Source organism: Mucilaginibacter aureus (assembly GCF_053514885.1).
Genome location: NZ_CP170601.1, coordinates 3369735 through 3387681 on the forward strand (window position 1 = coordinate 3369735; position 17947 = coordinate 3387681).

Here is a 17947-nt window from a genome sequence, read left to right on the forward strand (position 1 = left end):
TATTTTGTACTCATATTGATATTCAAAATTGTTGTTAGTTTAATAGTTAAAGTTATGTTACTTAGGGTGTTGAGTTTTACAGTTGTTAAAATTTAAACCTTAAAGCTAATGATCCCACAAAATAAGCCTGGTTACCGTTTACACCAATAAGCGGATTAGTCTGGGGCTTCGAGTTTGGTTGATAACCGTCAAAATACGGGCTTTGAACAAATATATATTGAAAATTAGGGTTCAATTCAACTTTATCGTTTCCTAAAAAGCCACGTAAAGCAATATTTGTACCAAAACTAATTGGTATTTGTACAAAAGTACCATTACCGGTAAAGGTTCCTTTACTGGTCTGTTTATATTTGGGTATGAGCACGCCATTGGCAAGGCCGCTAACATTAATGTCCGAAAGGCCTTTTCCATCGGTATGTGGTGTAAGGGTTACGTTTGAATATACTTCGCCTATACCTACTCCAATATAAAGCCTCTTCATAGCATCCTGAAATGCGTTTTTGGTTTTGAAGTCAGAAAATTGGCCAAGTGCTACTTTGAACGCCAGGCTTCCTGAAGCAAAAATTACGCTTGTTTTTTGTATATATAATTTGTTTTCTGCGTCGGTACCACCAAGTTGTCCAAAATTGCTTTCTAAGCCTATAGTAAAGTATGGGTTTATATCGTAATCCAAATTCAAAACACCTGCCGCGCCAATAGAAGATGCACTCCAATTAGAATGTAACTGAGAAACACCCACGCCTACGCCGAGCCTAAATCCCTTTTTACTTATACCATAACTATAGTCAACCTGGCTGTAAGCTGGCATGGAACAAAACAGGCCAAATACAATGACAAGAAGCGGGGAAATCAGATAAATTTTATGCTTAAAAGAATCGGTGTTTGTGAATTTCATATTGTGATGGTTTTCTAAATGTAAAAATAGAAAAATTTTAATTAATACAAACTATTCAGGCTTTTGATAATCAAAATAAAATTTTAAAACCCTTTTTGTGTAAAGTATTTAATCTAACCGCCTATTATCTACATTTATTGCATTTGGGCTTATTACGATATTTTAGTATTATTGTTTCAAAAAAATGAGATTAATGGCTTTATTTAATTAACCATTAATTAACAATAAAATATTGTTTGCATTATGTTTTTGTATCGACCCTTATTACAGGTATAATTATATACGATACAAAACTATTTACATCGTTGCTGATATAAAACAGTGATTTAACGGTTTTTACAAAGTGATTTAACCGTTTTTTTGGTACTATTGTAAGAGCAATGACAAGAGATGTTGCCATGAGTCTTAGATTAAGTTTGTTTCTACATTGTATATTTTATATCGAATCAAGGCATTAATTATTCAATAACTACAGAAAAATTACCCAATAGTTGAAAATATTAATTATCGAAGATGAAAAAGGTTTAAGGGAAAGTATCGAGACGTACTTTTCTGACGAGGGTAATGTATGCGAAGTAGCTCCCGACTACCAATCGGCCATCACAAAAGTTAGCCTTTATAAGTACGATTGTATCCTGCTCGATATTACTTTGCCCGACGGGAATGGGTTTAATGTATTGAAATATTTAAAGGAAAATAATAACCAGGATGGGATATTGATCATCTCTGCAAAAAACTCTTTGGATGATAAAGTAAATGGCCTGGATATGGGAGCCGATGACTATTTGGTTAAGCCTTTTCACTTATCCGAGCTTAAGGCAAGAGTAACAGCCATTGTTAGGCGAAAATCTTTTAGTGGCAGTAATTTGCTTGTGTTTAATGAGATCGTTATTGATCTTTTAGCAAAAGATGTCAAAATAAATAGTATTCAACTTAAACTTACCCGTAAGGAATACGCCTTGCTTTTATACTTTATCGCCAATAAAGGCAAAGTAGTATCAAAAAATGCTATTGCCGAACATTTATGGGGCGATGGTGCTGATATGGCCGATAATTTTGATTTTATCTACTCGCATATCAAAAACCTGCGCAAGAAACTGGAAGATTGTGGCTGTAAGGATTATATTAAGGCCGCTTACGGTATGGGATATAAGTTTTCTGATCAATGAAGCTTTTAGCAAAGTACAACAGGGTTAACCTGATATCGGCAATTATTGTATTGTTTGTAACCGGGCTTATCTATTATTGGGCCATTAGTTTTATCCTGAATAATCAGGTTGACAAGGATATCCTTATAGAAGAACAGGAAACTTTTACCTATGTAAAACAAAATAACGCCCTTCCGCGGGTTGTTGAATATAAAGATCAGCAAATTGATTTTCTGGCGGTTAAAGGCGAGGTTGAACGCAGGTTTATAAACACCGGGTATTACAATGCCAAAGAGCATGAGTATGAATCTGGTCGGGGATTGATCACATCGGTGCGGGTAAACGGCCAAAACTACCAGGTAACTATTATCGAATCAAAAGTAGAGACGGAAGACCTGATCAAGATCATCTTTTTCATCACCCTTGGTGTTATCCTGTTTTTATTGTTAGTATTGTTTGTTACCAACCGGTTTGTTTTAAACCGGATGTGGCAGCCGTTTTATGCTATTTTACAACAGCTCCGGGTATTTAGTTTAACAGATAACAAGGATATTGCGAGTAGTAATTCATCTATAGATGAGTTTAAAGAATTGAACAATGCTGTTATCAATATGGCTTCGCGGGTAAAAACCGATTATAGAGATCTGAAGACCTTTACCGAAAATGCATCGCACGAGTTATTGACGCCTATTGCCGTTATCAATTCCAAATTAGATTCGCTGATACAAGCCGGCGAGTTTAATACCGAGCAAAGTAATTTGTTAAATGATGTGTACGATGCCGTAGCCCGGTTGACGCGCCTGAATCAATCGTTGTTATTGCTGGTTAAAATTGAAAATCATTTGGTGAAGGATGATCAAATGGTCGATCTGAAGGATTTGATTGAAGCCAAGGTCAGCCAGTTTAAAGAACTTTTTATCAATAAAGAGCTTTTGCTCGAAAGCGATCTGGTGAACAAAGAGGTTTATGTTAGCCCATATTTAATGGATGTTTTACTCAATAATCTATTAAGTAATGCTATCCGCCACAGCAAAACAAATGGCTCTGTAAAAATAACTTTAACCCAGCAGTCACTAATCATTAAAAACACTGGTGAAATGGCGCTTTCGCGGAATGATATTTTTAAGCGATTCAATAAATCGGCAGGTTCGGAGGGTAGTGGACTTGGATTAACCATTTCAAAACAGATATGCGAAAGCTATAAATTCGACCTGGCGTATAATTATGACGAACCTTACCATTGCTTTACCGTCAGGTTTTAAATTAATCAGCCTCCGGGCATCAGAAACATCGTATCTTAAATTTTTAATAAAAAACGCGTTTAAATCCAACGCTTTTTTTGTATCTTTACAATTCGCAGACTATTTTTTATAATTAAGTTATTCAGAATAGCGTTAAGCCGCACTTAATTATAAACTAATGGCATTTTTAGACCATGTACTGCACGTTCCATCATATGGATGGAAACACCCCAACGGCGATTTAGTAAAGCCTACCCCAAAACAGATCTTCGGCGAATTTTTTTCACGGCTCAATGTTTTTAAAAGCAAAAAAAACTGGCTGGCATTTTTTAGCTGGCTAAAGGTGCTTTGCCTGGTGCCGTTTTTCCTGCTATTCATTTTTAAATATTTTAGCTTATGGATGCTGTTGGCCGCTTTTGTATACAGTATGATCATCATGGGTTCGCATGGTACCATATGGTATCACCGCTATTGTACGCATGGCGCTTATAAGTTTAAAAATGCTTTTTGGCGGTTTTTTACACAGAACCTTACACTAAAAATCATCCCCGAAGAAATATACGTGGTATCGCACCATGTGCACCATGCCAAATCCGATCAGCCCGGCGATCCGTACAATGCCCAGGGCGGTTTTTTATATTGCTTTTTAGCCGATGTTAATCATCAGCCTATAGCCACCAACTTAAGTGAGGGCGATTATAAACGCATCACCAACTTAATGAAGCATACCGGTGTAAAAGCAAACACCTACGCGCAATATCAAAAATATGGTTCGGTGGCTAACCCGTATACCGCGGTTTTGTATTGGCTGGTTAACTGGAGTGTGTGGTATTTTATATTTTATGCCATAGGCGGGCACATGCTGGCCTGTACTTTATTTGGCGCTGCCGGTTTTTGGGCGGTAGGTGTACGTACATTTAATTATGATGGGCATGGCCAGGGCGATGATAAACGCCGCGACGGTATTGATTATAACCGAAACGATATGTCGATAAATCAGCTGTGGCCTGGTTTTGTAGCTGGCGAGTGGCATAATAATCACCACTTGTATCCAAAAAGTGCACGTTCGGGTTTTATGCCTCACCAAATTGATTTTGCCTGGTGCTATATTAAGTTTTTGAGTATGATAGGCGCGGTTACTTTTTACCGCGACTCAAAGAAAGAATTCCTGGAGCAATATCATAAACCATATCTCGAAACTAAAATACATGCCTGCCCCCAAGAGGTTGCTGTGGCCGAAGCCGGAATATAGAAAATAGCACCGCAGCTAAAGCCGCGGCGCTACAACTGTTAAAACAAACTGCTCACTTATCAATTTGAGCTTCTTAAAGTTCCTCTCCGTGCTGGCTGATGTCAAGGCCGGCTGCTTCATCCTCTTCCGATACGCGTAACGGGCTTATCAGGTCGGTTACCTTTAACAGGATAAACGATCCGCCGAAAGCGAAAACAGATACAGCCAATAACGCCCCCAGGTGGATCAGGAACAAATGGGTTTCGCCGTAATATAAACCATTGCCGGTTGTATTACCGCCATTTACATTGGTGTGGGCAAATACGCCGGTTAACAGCATACCTACCATACCACCAACGCCGTGGCAAGGAAATACGTCTAAAGTATCATCGATCGAGGTGCGTGAGCGCCACATGACTACCAGGTTACTCACAACAGCAGCAACTATGCCTATAATTAAAGAGTGTGATACGGTTACAAAACCGGCGGCCGGCGTAATAGCCACCAGGCCCACTACGGCGCCTATGCAGGCATTCATAACCGAAGGTTTTTTACCAAGCATCATATCAAAAAATATCCACGACATGGCTGCTGCTGCCGATGCAGTTGTGGTAGTGGCTAAAGCCGTTGCAGCAAGCGCGCCTGAACCCAATGCGGAGCCCGCATTAAAACCAAACCAGCCAAACCACAACAAGCCTGTGCCTAATAATACATAGCTGATACGTGCCGGTGCATGAGCTTTTTCGTTACGTTGTTTTAAATACAAAGCCGAAGCAAGCGCTGCCCAGCCGGCCGACATGTGTACTACGGTGCCGCCCGCAAAATCGAGCACGCCTAATTTAAACATAACGCCATCGGGGTGCCAGGTTGAGTGGGCGAGGGGGGCGTATATAAAGATCATAAACAGGCAAAGGAAAATAAGATACGAGTTAAAGCGGATCCGCTCGGCAAAGGCGCCGGTAATTAAAGCAGGGGTAATTACCGCAAACTTTAACTGAAACATGGCGAATAATACTAATGGAATAGTAGGAGCAAGTTTCCAGGTGGCATTTCCTAACATTCCTTTCATCATAAAAAAGGTAGATGGGTTGCCGATAATGCCGTTTATCGAATCGCCGAAGGCAAGGCTAAATCCAAAAACAACCCATATAACGGTAATAACGCCCATGCACACAAAGCTTTGCATCATGGTTGAAAGAACGTTCTTTTTACTCACCATACCGCCGTAAAAAAAGGCGAGTCCGGGTGTCATTAATAATACTAAGGCGGTCGAGGTTAATAACCAGGCAGTATCGCCGCTGTCAATTTTGTTGCCGGGGATGTTAACTGTTTCAAACGACGGGAAGATAAGTGCAAGTATGAGCACTATCACAAGAATTGCAAAGGGTAAGGCTTTTTTCATTGTTTTAGAAAAGGTTTGAGTGTACGCATCCCATCCGGTTGTTTAATACCGGTTTGGTTTGCAGGTGAATTGATTTGATTAATTAAAGTGTATCAGCGATTGGTGAAAAAACAATAAGATACACGGCCGGATGATCAGCCCGGGATAAAAAGCTTATAAACAGTGTTGTACAGAAGATGGCACGCAAAATCTGCAGCAGTTAAAAAGCAATTGGTATCTGAATTGTAGGAAAGAAATTATCGCTGACGGGTGGTGAATTACCAAAACGCGTGAAACGGAAACAAGATGAGCTTATAAAAGCGCGCCAGGCCGGAAGCGTGGCTACCGGTATAAAGCGATAAAAAATTAATGGAAGTGACTACCCGTGCGGATAGCGTTAAAATAATTTTATAGGCATGTGCCTGTTTGAAATTTTGTGTAGTAACCTGGGCGGCACTGCTGCAATTTAAAAAAGCATCAAAAGCATCCCTATTTGTTTTTTTAGATACCGAAACAATAGCGGTGTTACTTTTTTTCTCGTAATGTGCATTTCTCAAATCAACGGGCGTACCATAGGTATATGCGCCTGTAAAGAGCATTAAAATGACAAATAATTTGATAATTTTAGTAATCACGCCTAAATATAGAACTATTTTGTCAAATATTTAGCTTTTTTATTGAAATTTAATTAATTTTTTAAGTTTTTGCTTTGATTTTTGATGAAATTAGATAAAACTCAAGTTATTGTCTATTAATGTGTGCTTATTTGGATAATTTTAAAGGTATTGATGGGATTTCATTGTTTTTGTTTGTCTGAAATGAAATACTATACCCCTTTTTGCCTAAAAAATAAATAAACAGTTCCAGCCTTGATAAACCAGTTGTTAAGCGCTTTTGTTAAAAACTGTTAAACATTGCAATTAATAATTTTTTAAGTTTTTTTGCTGTTAACTTTGGTGTAGAATATAATTAAACCGGGGCTGCGCTTTGTGCAGTTCGTTAATTCTAATCATATTCGGATACTTTGTTTTTTAGCATATCTTTGCACCTTAATATAGGTCTCAAATATAGGTCTCACCCGCAAGGGGCAAAGTTTAATGTTAATTGATTATTTAATAAAATTGTTATGTTAAGTTCAACGTTATTGTTTTTCAGTGGTCAGGATACCATTGTAATTCTGTTAGTGGCTTTGGTGTTGTTTGGCGGTAAAAAACTTCCTGAACTGGCCCGTGGTTTAGGTCAGGGTATCCGCGAGTTTAAAGATGCCTCTGAAGGCGTGAAGAGAGATATCCAGGATCAGATCAATAAAGAAACAGCAAAAAACGACCCGCCCGCTGTAACGCCTGCTCCTCCGGTACAAAATACAAACTTAGTGCCCGATCATTCTACACCAATAAACAATACTCCCGGCACACCGGTTAACGACACAGCATTAGCACCCGATCATTCGGCACCTTATGTACCCGCATCAGAAATATCTTTAGAGAAAACTGATCAGAATGCTCCAAAAGCAGAACATCCGAGAGAAACACCATTGCCTTAAAATAGTATAACCAATTATAAACCTCACAAATGATATTTTCTATTTCTTAAAAGCTATGCAATACAACAGAATCAATAACATTTTGGGCTGGCTTTGCTTTGCAGTAGCGGCAACTACGTACATTTTAACTTTGGAGCCATCGGTAAGTTTTTGGGACTGCGGCGAGTTTATTTCGTGCGCCTTTAAACTACAGATATCGCACCAACCGGGCTACCCCTTGTTTACCATGATATGTAAAGCATTTTCGTTGCTTTCGATGGGTAATAATGCTAAAGTATCTTATTTTACCAATTTAGGCACCGCTATGTCGAGCGCGGCCACGGTAATGTTCCTGTTTTGGACGATTACCGCGCTGGCTAAAAAATTGTTGGCCAAAAGCACCGAACAGATCGATCAATCGCGCACTATATTAATTATGGGTTCGGGTTTGGTAGGCGCACTGGCATTTGCCTGGTCGGATACGTTTTGGTTCTCGGCTGTTGAAACCATTGTTTGGTCAACATCGTCATTATGTACTGCGGTTGTTTTTTGGGGAATATTAAAATGGGATGCGCACGCCGATGAACCTAACGCCGATCGCTGGATCGTGTTCATAGCCTATGTAATGGGTTTATCAATAGGTATCCACTTGCTAAACCTGGTAACCATACCGGCTATAGCCCTGGTTTATTATTTCCGTCGTTATAAAGATATCAGTACCAATAAAACCATTATTGCCATGCTTGCGGGCGTGTTTATTTTATTAGTTGTAATGTTTGGTGTTATACAATACACCGTAAAATTTGCAGGCTGGTTCGATCTGTTCTTTGTTAACACATTGGGTTTAGGCTTTGGCAGCGGTGCATTGTTTGCCATATTGGTGATCATCGCCATTATAGCTTCGGGCATAATTTACAGTATCCGTAATAATAAGCCGGTACTTAACCTGGTGTTTTTATGCCTTGCGTTTATTTATTTTGGTTACAGTTCTTTTGCCATGATCCCCATCAGGGCCAAAGCCGATCCGAATCTGAACAATACCGACCCCAACAATGCCATCACGATGCAGGGATATCTGAGCCGTGATCAGTATGGCGAGAGGCCTTTGGTTTACGGCCAGTATTTTGATTCGAAACCGGTTGATCAAACTACCGGGGGCACCATCTACCGTAAGGGTAAAACCAAATACGAGATTGCCGGCAAAAAAACCAACTATATTTATGATAAAAACACACTGTTACCACGTATGTATGATACTGAGGGCGATCACCCCCAGTTTTATAAAGAGTGGATGCAGATTGGTGAAGGCCAAAGTCCGACCATGGCCGATAACTTAGGCTTTATGTTTAGTTGGCAGATCAAGCAAATGTACATCAGGTACTTTTTGTGGAACTTTGTTGGCCGCTATAACGACCTTGACGGCCAGGCCAATCAGGGCAAAATTGACGGTTTGGTTACTTCGGGTATATTTGATAATAGCAGCAATGTGCCTAAAAGTGTATTAAACGGTAATACTTATACGCCGCTATTCTACCTACCTTTAATTTTAGGTTTGTTAGGGGTGATCTATCATTTCAGCCGTAATCGCAGGTACGCGCTGGTAGTTGCACTGTTATTCTTTTTTACCGGTGTGGCCATTATATTATATGTAAACCAACCACCCGAGCAACCTCGCGAACGTGATTACTCTTACGTAAGCTCGTTTTATGCGTTTGCTATTTGGATAGGATTAGGTGTTATTGCTGTAGCCGAAGGTTTGCGTAAAAGGCTTGAAGGTAAAATAGCTGCTTTTGTAGCAACAGGTTTATGCTTTTTAGCAGTACCGGTAGTGATGGCAAAAGAAGAGTGGAAGAGCCATGACCGTTCCACCAAATTTACGCCGCATGATATGGCCTGGAATTATTTAAACTCCTGTGCCCCTAATGCTATTTTATTTACCTATGGGGATAATGATACCTATTCGTTATGGTATGATCAGGAGGTTGAAGGCATACGCCCTGACGTGCGGATAGTTAACCTGAGCTTATTAGGTACGGATTGGTATATACGTGGCATGAAACACAAAATGAACAATTCTGATCCATTGCCGATCAGTATGCCTGATGAGAAATTCCAGTTGGGGGTTCGCGATGTTGTTTACTACAACGACATGAAAATACCTGCCCCGGTTGAGTTGAAAGAGATATTTGACTTTATTACTTCAGACGATCCGCGTACCAAACTGGAACTGACCGGAGGAGACAGCAGTAACTATTTACCAACTAAAAATTTCAAATTAACGGTTAACCCGGATGATGTAATTAACAGCGGAACCATATCGGCATCGCAGCGCGATAAAATTGCACCCGAAATGCAATGGAAATATACATCGAACTACGTGACCAAGGATAACCTGGCCATGTTGGATATATTAACCCATAACAATTGGAAAAGACCGGTTTATTTTGCTGTAACAGTTGGCAATGATAATATGATTGGCCTGCAGCAATACTTGTATAAGGAAGGGTTTGCGTATCGTTTAATGCCGTTTAAGCCAGATACAGCACTTAAAGGGAACGAGCAGCTCGAGAAAACCAATACCATGGTGATGTATAACAACATGATGGAAAAATATAAATGGGGAAACATGAAGAACGCCAAATATCTGGATCACGAATCTTCAACCATGTTCTATCCGCTCATTCTATCAACATTCTCAAATCTGGCGCAAAACCTGATACAGGAAGGGCATCCCGATCTGGCTGCTAAAGCCTTGCATAGATATCTGGATGTAATGCCTGATATTTACCCGGATATTGAAGCCGCTATACGTAAAAACTTTATCGCTCAAACATTCTATCAATTGAATGAACCTAAACCGGCGAACGACCTGATGAAGAGCGTTGATGCTTATCTGAAAGATCAGCTGGATTATAACTATAACATATTGCAAAAAAGCCCCGAGTCTATTGATATGCGTACCGTACAGTACGGCATTTCGGTGCTGAATGATATGGCAACAATTACCAAGCGTTACCAGCAAACAGCATTGGCAAATGAATTTGCCAGCCAGTTAAAGGATTACGAAGGTAAATTCTCGGGCATCTTGGGCCAGAGACGATAGATCTTATTTGATAGAAAAAGAGGCTGCTCAAAAAGGCAGCCTCTTTTTGTTTATGGCACTTTTTGGCCATTAACAAGGTGTATGTAATTATTTATTGTAATTTTACAGCGCATCGGTGGTAAAACATTTAAGCCGATTTAGCCGTTGTTATAGTGCACATCCCTCGTCTATGAAATATAGCTACCAGCAAAAAAAAGCCCTTTTGGTATTTTTAGTTTCCCTGTTTTCGTCTGTATCCGCATTTGCTCAACTCAATTACCAGCCCTATAGTTATCAGTTTTATCAAAAACTAAATGTTGACGTTTATAATCCGTCTACCAGGTTACATACCTCGTTAAAGCCGTTTATTATAGGGGATAGCAGCTCTTTGAGGCCGCGCTATGATTCGTTGATGCTTAATAATATCGATAATCGTAAAAACAGCTGGATACACCGTGTGCTGTTTAACGGTCATATTGCCGAGGTTAAAAACAAGGAGTTTACTTTTTATTTTGACTATTTAACTGATATAGGCCAGGGGCGCGAAATAAATGACGGTAAGACAACCTATATCAACACGCGTGGTTATGAGGCAGGGGGCACCATTGGCTCACGCTTTTTCTTTTTCACCAGCGGGTATGAAAACCAGGGCAGGTTTGCCAACTACGAGCAAGCCTATATTGAGACTAAAGCTTTTGTACCCAGCCAGGCCCAGGACAGAACAGTTATCGGACAAACCACGGTTAAAAACAGTAGCGACTGGTCTTACTCTACCGTTTTGTTAGGCTTCCAGGCTTCAAAGTCCATCATGCTCAATATGGGTATGGATAAAATTTTTATTGGCGATGGTTACCGGTCTGTTCTATTATCAGATTATTCTTCGAGCTACCCGCTATTTCGTTTAAGTGCCGATCTTGGTAAAAATGTACGATACATGGCCATGTGGGCTTATCTTGATGATCAGAACGCGCATAAATTTGATTTGAATACCAGCGGACCTAATAACAGGCGCAAATGGGCCGTTTTTCATTATATAGACTGGAATATTACCAACCGGGCCTCATTAGGCTTTTTTAACGCATTAATTGCCGCAGAAGCAGACGACCAGGGCAACAGGCATGGTTTTGATTTTAACTACATAAACCCGTTGATCTTTTCCAGCGCTTTAGGCCCGTCATCGGCTATAAGTGATCATACTTTATTAGGCTTTAACGCAAAATATAAGGTATTAGATAAAACAACTGTTTACGGGCAATTACTTTTTGATAATGGTTCAACAACCCGTAACGCGTTTCAGTTAGGCTTGCGCGGATCGGATCTTTTTAAGATAAACAGACTTAATTATCTTTTTGAATACAATACTGCCAACCCATATACCTATGCAAATCAAAATCCGATAGTTAATTACTCTCAATTCAGCGAGTCGCTTGGGCATCCGTTTGGTGGAAATTTTAAAGAGTACTCAGGCATTTTAAATTACTCGATAGGCAAATTTGATTTGCAAGGGCAGGTTAACTATGCAACTTATGGTTTAAACGCAGGAGGAGTTAACTACGGTAAAGATTTTACTTTACCTGATAATGTAGCGGTTGCTAATGGCAGCACCGGGCAGGGCCTAGCCACTACTTTAAAATATGCTGAGGGTACGGTTGCATATGTGCTTAACCCCAAGTATAATTTAAGGATCGAGGTGGGCGCATTAGTGCGCCAGGAAAAAAATACAGTTTCGGACGTAAAAACAACACTCATAACTTTTGGCCTGCGCAGCAGTTTCAGAAACCTTTATCATGACTTTTAATTGCAATATATGAGAATATCAGTCATGGTCAATGTTCAACAATTAAACTAAATATGAAGCTTACTATCCCTAAAATATACAAACACACACTGTTGTCGTTTATGTTGCTTTTGATTGCAACATTCGCGCTTCGTGCACAGTCGGTGTATCAGCCTTATTCGTACCAGTTTTACCAAAAATTTAGCACTGAGCTCTATTCAACCAACACGGCAATACATACCTCAATAAAGCCCTGGTTTGTTGATGATACCTTGTTAAAGCATAAATACGACTCGCTGACGCAAATTAACAATGGTGCGAACGGGATATTGAAAGGTCGTTTTTTTAATGAACATTTAATTGATGTACAACATCCGGGTTATACGCTTTATGCTGATGTACTTCCCGATCTGCAGGCGGGGTATAATTTTGCCGGTAATAAATCTACGTGGTTAACTACTTTAGGCTACCAGGTTGGGGGCACTATCGGCTCGAAATTCTTTTTTTATGGCAGTGGTTATAACAATAAAGCACAATTTCCAGATTACCTTACCAGCTATGCTAACGGCGTAGGGGTAGTATCTGGCCAAACAAGGGTAACCAATCGCGGAAGCAATATTACCGATTGGTCGTACTATACATTTTTACTTTCGTACACACCGGTTAAGTACGTAAACTTTACTGTGGGGCAGGATAAAAACTTTATTGGCGATGGTTACCGCTCAATGCTTTTATCTGACTATGCTTCGCCATACCCTTTTTTAAAGGCTACTGTTAATGTAGGTAGTGTGAAATACATGGCCCTATATACGTTATTTGAAGATCCTAACGGCCCTAAAGCCCCTGGCGATGCTTCTAACCTGAAAAAATGGGGGTATTTTCAATACATTGACTGGAGTGTAAGCAACAGGGTGTCGCTCGGCTTTTTCCAGTCGCTGATCTCAGCCGATCAGGATAGCGTTGGTCATAAACGGGGGTTCGATTTTAGTTATGCTACTCCGCTCACATTTTTAACCGCGGTTGAGTCATCACATGGCTCGCCCGATAAAAATGGATTGGGGCTAACCGCCAAATGGAAGTTTACCGATAAAAACATTGTTTACGGCCAATTTAACTTAACCGAGTTTCAGGCAGGCGATTTCTTTTCGAGCAACGGCAGTTCGCGTAATAAATATGCTTACCAGCTGGGCGTACGCGGTGCCGATCTGTTTAAAGTAAAAACACTAAATTATTTATTTGAGTTTAACGCAGCTAAACCATACACATATTCAGAAACGGTTGGTTTTAGAAACTACTCGCATTATAGTGAGCCTTTAGCGCATCCGTTTGGTGCAAATTTTAGGGAGTGGCTCGGCATATTGAATTATTCGGTGGGCCGGTTTGACTTGCAGGGCCAGGTTAATTATGCGTACTATGGTTTGGATATCGATGATCTTAATTATGGAAAAGATATCTTTAAATCGTACAATAAGCCTGCAAAACTTACAGGTAATTATATAGGCCAGGGGTTGCGCACTGATTTTTATTATGCCGAAGGTAAAGTAGCCTATCTGCTTAACCCTAAATACAATTTACGCCTGGAAATTGGTGTTTTATTCCGCGATGAAAAAAACAGTGTGTATAATAACAAAACCGGCCTCATCACGTTTGGCCTGTGTAGTTCGTTTCGTAATATTTATAATGACTTTTAATTTACGTGAGTTTTCGCTGTAATTTTGTATCCTTGCCACCTGTATGAGCAATAAGTTTACCTGCATTTTCCTCTTTTTAGTTTTATTGAGTACCGGATTATTCGCGCAAAGCGATCAGCAAAAAAACGGTAGTTTAGATATCCATTTCAATGGTCTGGGTTATATGGATAACCGCGAGTATTCGGCTTTTGTGGAACGCTCACGTACCTATTCGGGTACTCGTCTCGCTCTCGATTTTGGTGTTAACCTGGATAGTCTGAACCATTTTATTGTTGGCATTAACGCCCAGCATGAATTTGGTGGTAAGCCATTTTTTGTTAATACGGCGCCAGTTGCCTATTATCATTATCAAAGTCAGAAATGGACATTTAACATCGGTGAGTTTCCGCGCGAGGGTTTGCTGACGCAATACCCGCGTGCATTATTAAATGATACCCTAAGATATGAGCGCCCTAATGTAGAAGGTTTGTTAACATCGTTACATACGCAATACGGGTACGAAACACTTTGGATAGACTGGGTAAGCCGCCAAACATTAACTGATCGTGAGCAGTTTTTATTTGGTGCCTGCGGAACATATATACCTAATCCAAAAGGACCTTTCTTTTTGTCGCATTACTTTTTACTGCTACACGATGCCGGTGATGCGTCTAATGCTCCGCAAGCAGGTATTACCGATAATGGCGGCGCACAGATCAGGGCAGGGTTTGACTTTAGTCACAAAACCGTGTTCGATTCGTTGAAATTTGATGTAGGGGGTATGATATCACTAGAGCGTACCCGTGGTGTTGATGGTTTTAAAATACCCAAAGGTTTTGTAGCAAGTGCGTTTATCAGTTACCACAAGTTTGCACTTTATGATGAGTTTTATGCCGGTCAGGGCAGCCATATCGACTATGGGGATTCATTTTATGAGAAAACCATGTATAACCGTTTGGATATTATCTATTCACCCTTCGTATTTAAACGGTTAAAGGGACAGTTTATACTAAGTTTCCATCAAACCCCCGGTTATTATGGTGATAGCCAACAGGCATTCAGACTTATTTATGATATCGGTCGAAAAAAGCTGGTAAGGTTTAAAAGCGATAACCTGCTCTGAAAAATTTAGAAGGCCTTAGCGGTATTTGCCTGACGTAAATTATGTTAACAATTATTTCGTATCGAAATAAGCTGTATCGTTGATCATGTTGGCTATCAGGGCTGTCCAACCGGTTTGGTGGTTAGCACCTAAGCCATAAGCTTCATCACCGTGAAAATATTCGTAAAATAATAGCAATTCGGCGTTTTCGGGTCTTTTGTAAAACTCCTGCTGGTTGCCATGTACAGGTCTACCGCCGTTCTCATCAGGCTCAAACACGCTGATGATGCGGCGGCTTAATTCGTTGGCTATTTCCTGTAAGGTCAATTGCTGATCGGAGCCTTTGGGGAAGTTTACTTTGGTATCGCCGTAGTACAACGCGTATTTTTTAATGGCATTGATTAGCATAAAATTCATGGGTGTCCATATCGGCCCGCGCCAGTTGGAATTTCCGCCGAAAAGGTTGGAGGTTGAATCGCCGGGCTCGTAGTTAACCGAATAATTTACGCCGTTGATATTAGCACAATATGGGTTGTTTAAATGGAATTTAGACAATGCCCGAATACCACCTTTGGATAAAAACTCGTTTTCGTCGGCAATACGGTCCAATAACTTGATCATCCGTTCAAATGGTACCAGCGATAAAAGAAAATTGCCTTTATCATCCACACTTAGTGGCAAAAATAAGTTGTTTTGCTCGCGGTAGCGGTTAAGCCAGTTAGCTCGTTTCCTGAAGTCTTTTAAACGGGTATCACCATCTTTCAAATGAAAAACAGATACTGCAAACATAGAAGTTAAACCCACTAACGAGCGTACTTTTAAATGATATGGTTTACCATCGGCTAAACGTAAGGTGTCGTAAAAAAACTGGTCGTCATCGTCCCATAGGCCCAATTCGTTTAAAGCTTCGGCAATTAACACAAAGTGCTCATAAAACTTAACAGCCATATCTTCAAAAGCTTCGTCAACCAGCGATATTTCGAGTGCGATATCCATCATGTTTAGCGCGAAAGTGCCCATCCAACTGGTGCCGTCAACCTGTTCTAAAACGGCATCTTTTACCTGGCTGCTGCGGTCAAAAACACCAATATTGTCCAGTCCTAAAAAGCCGCCGCTAAAAATATTGTTGCCTTCAATATCCTTACGGTTGGCCCACCAGGTAAAGTTTACAACCAGTTTTTGAAATACCCTTTTTAAAAAAGTTATATCTCCCTTACCTTTTTTCTCTTTCTCGATCCGGTAAACCTGTAAAGCGGCCCAGGCCTGTACAGGCGGGTTTACATCGCTAAAGTTCCATTCGTAGGCGGGTATCTGGCCCTCAGGGTTCATATACCATTCGCGCATAATAAGGATGAGCTGATTTTTTGCAAAAACCGGGTCGATAAGCGCCATGGGTACGCAGTGAAAAGCCAGATCCCAGGCAGCGTACCAAGGGTATTCCCACTTATCGGGCATGGATATCACGTCCTGGTTTTTTAAGTATTTCCAGTTGTTGTTACGTCCGTTTGGTCGTGTTTCAAAAGCTGGCGAAGTATTTTTACCGTTATAAACCATTGGCCGGGTATCGTAATGGTAATACTGCTTGTTCCATAACAATCCGGCGAGAGCCTGCCGCTGGATATTAGCCAGCTCGGGCGAAATACCAGGGTGCAGCATTTGCGAATAGAAAATATCAGCTTCCTGTTTGCGCGTAACAAAAACATCTTCAAAATTATCTGGGATAGGATTATCCACGGGTTCTTTGCACAATCGTAAAAATATCTTTTTCGATTCTTTGGCTTTTATACTTAACTGGTAAACCGGGGCGTATTTGGTTCCGCTTTGCTGCGCCTTTAGCTGATCGATATTGTCGCCATCTGTTATAGCTTCGTGAAAGGCATCCTTTACAAAAATGCTTTCGTTAGGCTGCCTGAAAATACGCTCGTTATTGGTATCGTTTTCGGTAAACAGCGCAAAGTTTGCCTGTTGATGATACAGGTAATAGTCGCCACCGTTTGGGTAGGTGGCTTTTACAGTAGTATTATTAAGTTTTGTAATGATAGGCTTTGGCTTAATTTTATCAAACTGCCAGTAGTTATAAAACCACAAAGTGGGCAATAGGGTAATATCGGCAGTTTCGGTAGCCTGGTTAAGTATTTCAATACAGATCTGGATATCCTCAAAGTTGTTTTTTGCGTAAGTTACGTACACATCGAAATACCTGGCGTCATCAAATATTCGGGTATCTAATATTTCATACTCTGGCTCCATTTTCGAGCGGTTGATGTTAACGCTTACCAGCTCATCATACGGAAACTCTTGCTGCGGGTATTTGTACAGATACTTCATGTAATAATGCGAGGGCACATTATCCAGGTAGTAATAAAGTTCTTTAACATCTTCGCCATGGTTACCTTGTCCATTAGGTAAACCAAAAAGACGTTCTTTTAATATCGGGTCTTTTCCGTTCCACAATGCGATAGCGAAACAGAGGCGCTGGTGATAATCGGATATACCGGCCAGTCCATCTTCGCCCCATCGGTATGCACGGCTGCGTGCCTGATCGTGAGTAAAGTATCCCCAGGCATCGCCATTGTCGCTGTAATCTTCGCGCACGGTTGCCCACTGTCGTTCGCTAAGATAAGGTCCCCAATGTTCCAGGGGTACCTCTTTACCGGCATTTTCATCTAATCTGAGTTGTTCGGGGTTAGAATTGTTGATATCAGTCATAAATTGTCCTTCAGCACACTAATTCACCTGTTTTCGCCGGGTTTGTTTTAGGCGGAAAAGTAAACATTTTAATCAAATTAGGTTATACTTGCATAAAACTTATTTGTTTTTGGAAATTAAATTTATATTTTCGAAAAAGATATTCTATTAACAACTGTAAATAATATTAAACTATATTTTCTCTGATGA

12 protein-coding genes are annotated in these 17947 nt (G+C 40.4%); 8 read left to right on the forward strand and 4 right to left on the reverse strand.

The window, feature by feature from the left end:
• Positions 1-85: 85 nt before the first annotated feature.
• On the reverse strand, positions 86-895 hold the full coding sequence (locus tag ACFGVR_RS14485; protein ID WP_448698026.1) for a hypothetical protein: 810 nt from the start codon (positions 893-895) through the stop codon (positions 86-88).
• Between the two features lie 491 nt (positions 896-1386).
• On the opposite strand from ACFGVR_RS14485, the gene ACFGVR_RS14490 reads away from it, so the two are divergent.
• From ACFGVR_RS14490 to ACFGVR_RS14500, 3 genes are all read left to right on the forward strand, one after another.
• Positions 1387-2064, forward strand: a complete 678-nt coding sequence (locus ACFGVR_RS14490; protein ID WP_448698027.1) for a response regulator transcription factor — start codon at positions 1387-1389, stop codon at positions 2062-2064.
• Positions 2061-3305 (forward strand): sensor histidine kinase, encoded by a 1245-nt coding sequence (locus ACFGVR_RS14495; protein ID WP_448698028.1) that lies wholly within the window; start codon positions 2061-2063, stop codon positions 3303-3305. The genes ACFGVR_RS14490 and ACFGVR_RS14495 overlap by 4 nt, the downstream gene beginning before the upstream one ends.
• A 157-nt stretch (positions 3306-3462) precedes the next feature.
• On the forward strand, positions 3463-4536 hold the full coding sequence (locus ACFGVR_RS14500) for a fatty acid desaturase (RefSeq protein ID WP_448698029.1): 1074 nt from the start codon (positions 3463-3465) through the stop codon (positions 4534-4536).
• A gap of 73 nt (positions 4537-4609) precedes the next feature.
• On the opposite strand, the gene ACFGVR_RS14505 is transcribed toward ACFGVR_RS14500, so the two are convergent.
• Positions 4610-5917, reverse strand: coding sequence for an ammonium transporter (locus ACFGVR_RS14505; protein ID WP_448698030.1), 1308 nt, complete (start codon positions 5915-5917; stop codon positions 4610-4612).
• A gap of 257 nt (positions 5918-6174) precedes the next feature.
• Complete coding sequence (locus ACFGVR_RS14510; RefSeq protein ID WP_448698031.1) at positions 6175-6495, reverse strand: hypothetical protein; 321 nt, start codon at positions 6493-6495, stop codon at positions 6175-6177.
• Positions 6496-7022: 527 nt separating this feature from the next.
• Here ACFGVR_RS14510 and ACFGVR_RS14515 point away from each other — a divergent pair.
• From ACFGVR_RS14515 to ACFGVR_RS14535, 5 genes are all read left to right on the forward strand, one after another.
• On the forward strand, positions 7023-7439 hold the full coding sequence (locus ACFGVR_RS14515; RefSeq protein ID WP_448698032.1) for a Sec-independent protein translocase subunit TatA/TatB: 417 nt from the start codon (positions 7023-7025) through the stop codon (positions 7437-7439).
• A gap of 55 nt (positions 7440-7494) precedes the next feature.
• Positions 7495-10521, forward strand: a complete 3027-nt coding sequence (locus ACFGVR_RS14520) for a glycosyltransferase family 117 protein (protein ID WP_448698033.1) — start codon at positions 7495-7497, stop codon at positions 10519-10521.
• Positions 10522-10690: 169 nt separating this feature from the next.
• Positions 10691-12298, forward strand: a complete 1608-nt coding sequence (locus ACFGVR_RS14525; RefSeq protein WP_448698034.1) for a gliding motility protein RemB — start codon at positions 10691-10693, stop codon at positions 12296-12298.
• Between the two features lie 53 nt (positions 12299-12351).
• Positions 12352-13968 carry a gliding motility protein RemB gene (locus ACFGVR_RS14530; RefSeq protein WP_448698035.1) on the forward strand — a complete coding sequence of 539 codons (1617 nt, stop codon included), beginning with the start codon at positions 12352-12354 and terminating at the stop codon, positions 13966-13968.
• Positions 13969-14011: 43 nt separating this feature from the next.
• Positions 14012-15070, forward strand: a complete 1059-nt coding sequence (locus ACFGVR_RS14535; protein WP_448698036.1) for a hypothetical protein — start codon at positions 14012-14014, stop codon at positions 15068-15070.
• A 51-nt stretch (positions 15071-15121) separates the two neighbouring features.
• On the opposite strand, the gene ACFGVR_RS14540 is transcribed toward ACFGVR_RS14535, so the two are convergent.
• Entirely contained in the window at positions 15122-17758 is a 2637-nt protein-coding gene (locus tag ACFGVR_RS14540; RefSeq protein WP_448698037.1) for an MGH1-like glycoside hydrolase domain-containing protein, read from the reverse strand.
• Positions 17759-17947: the final 189 nt, after the last annotated feature.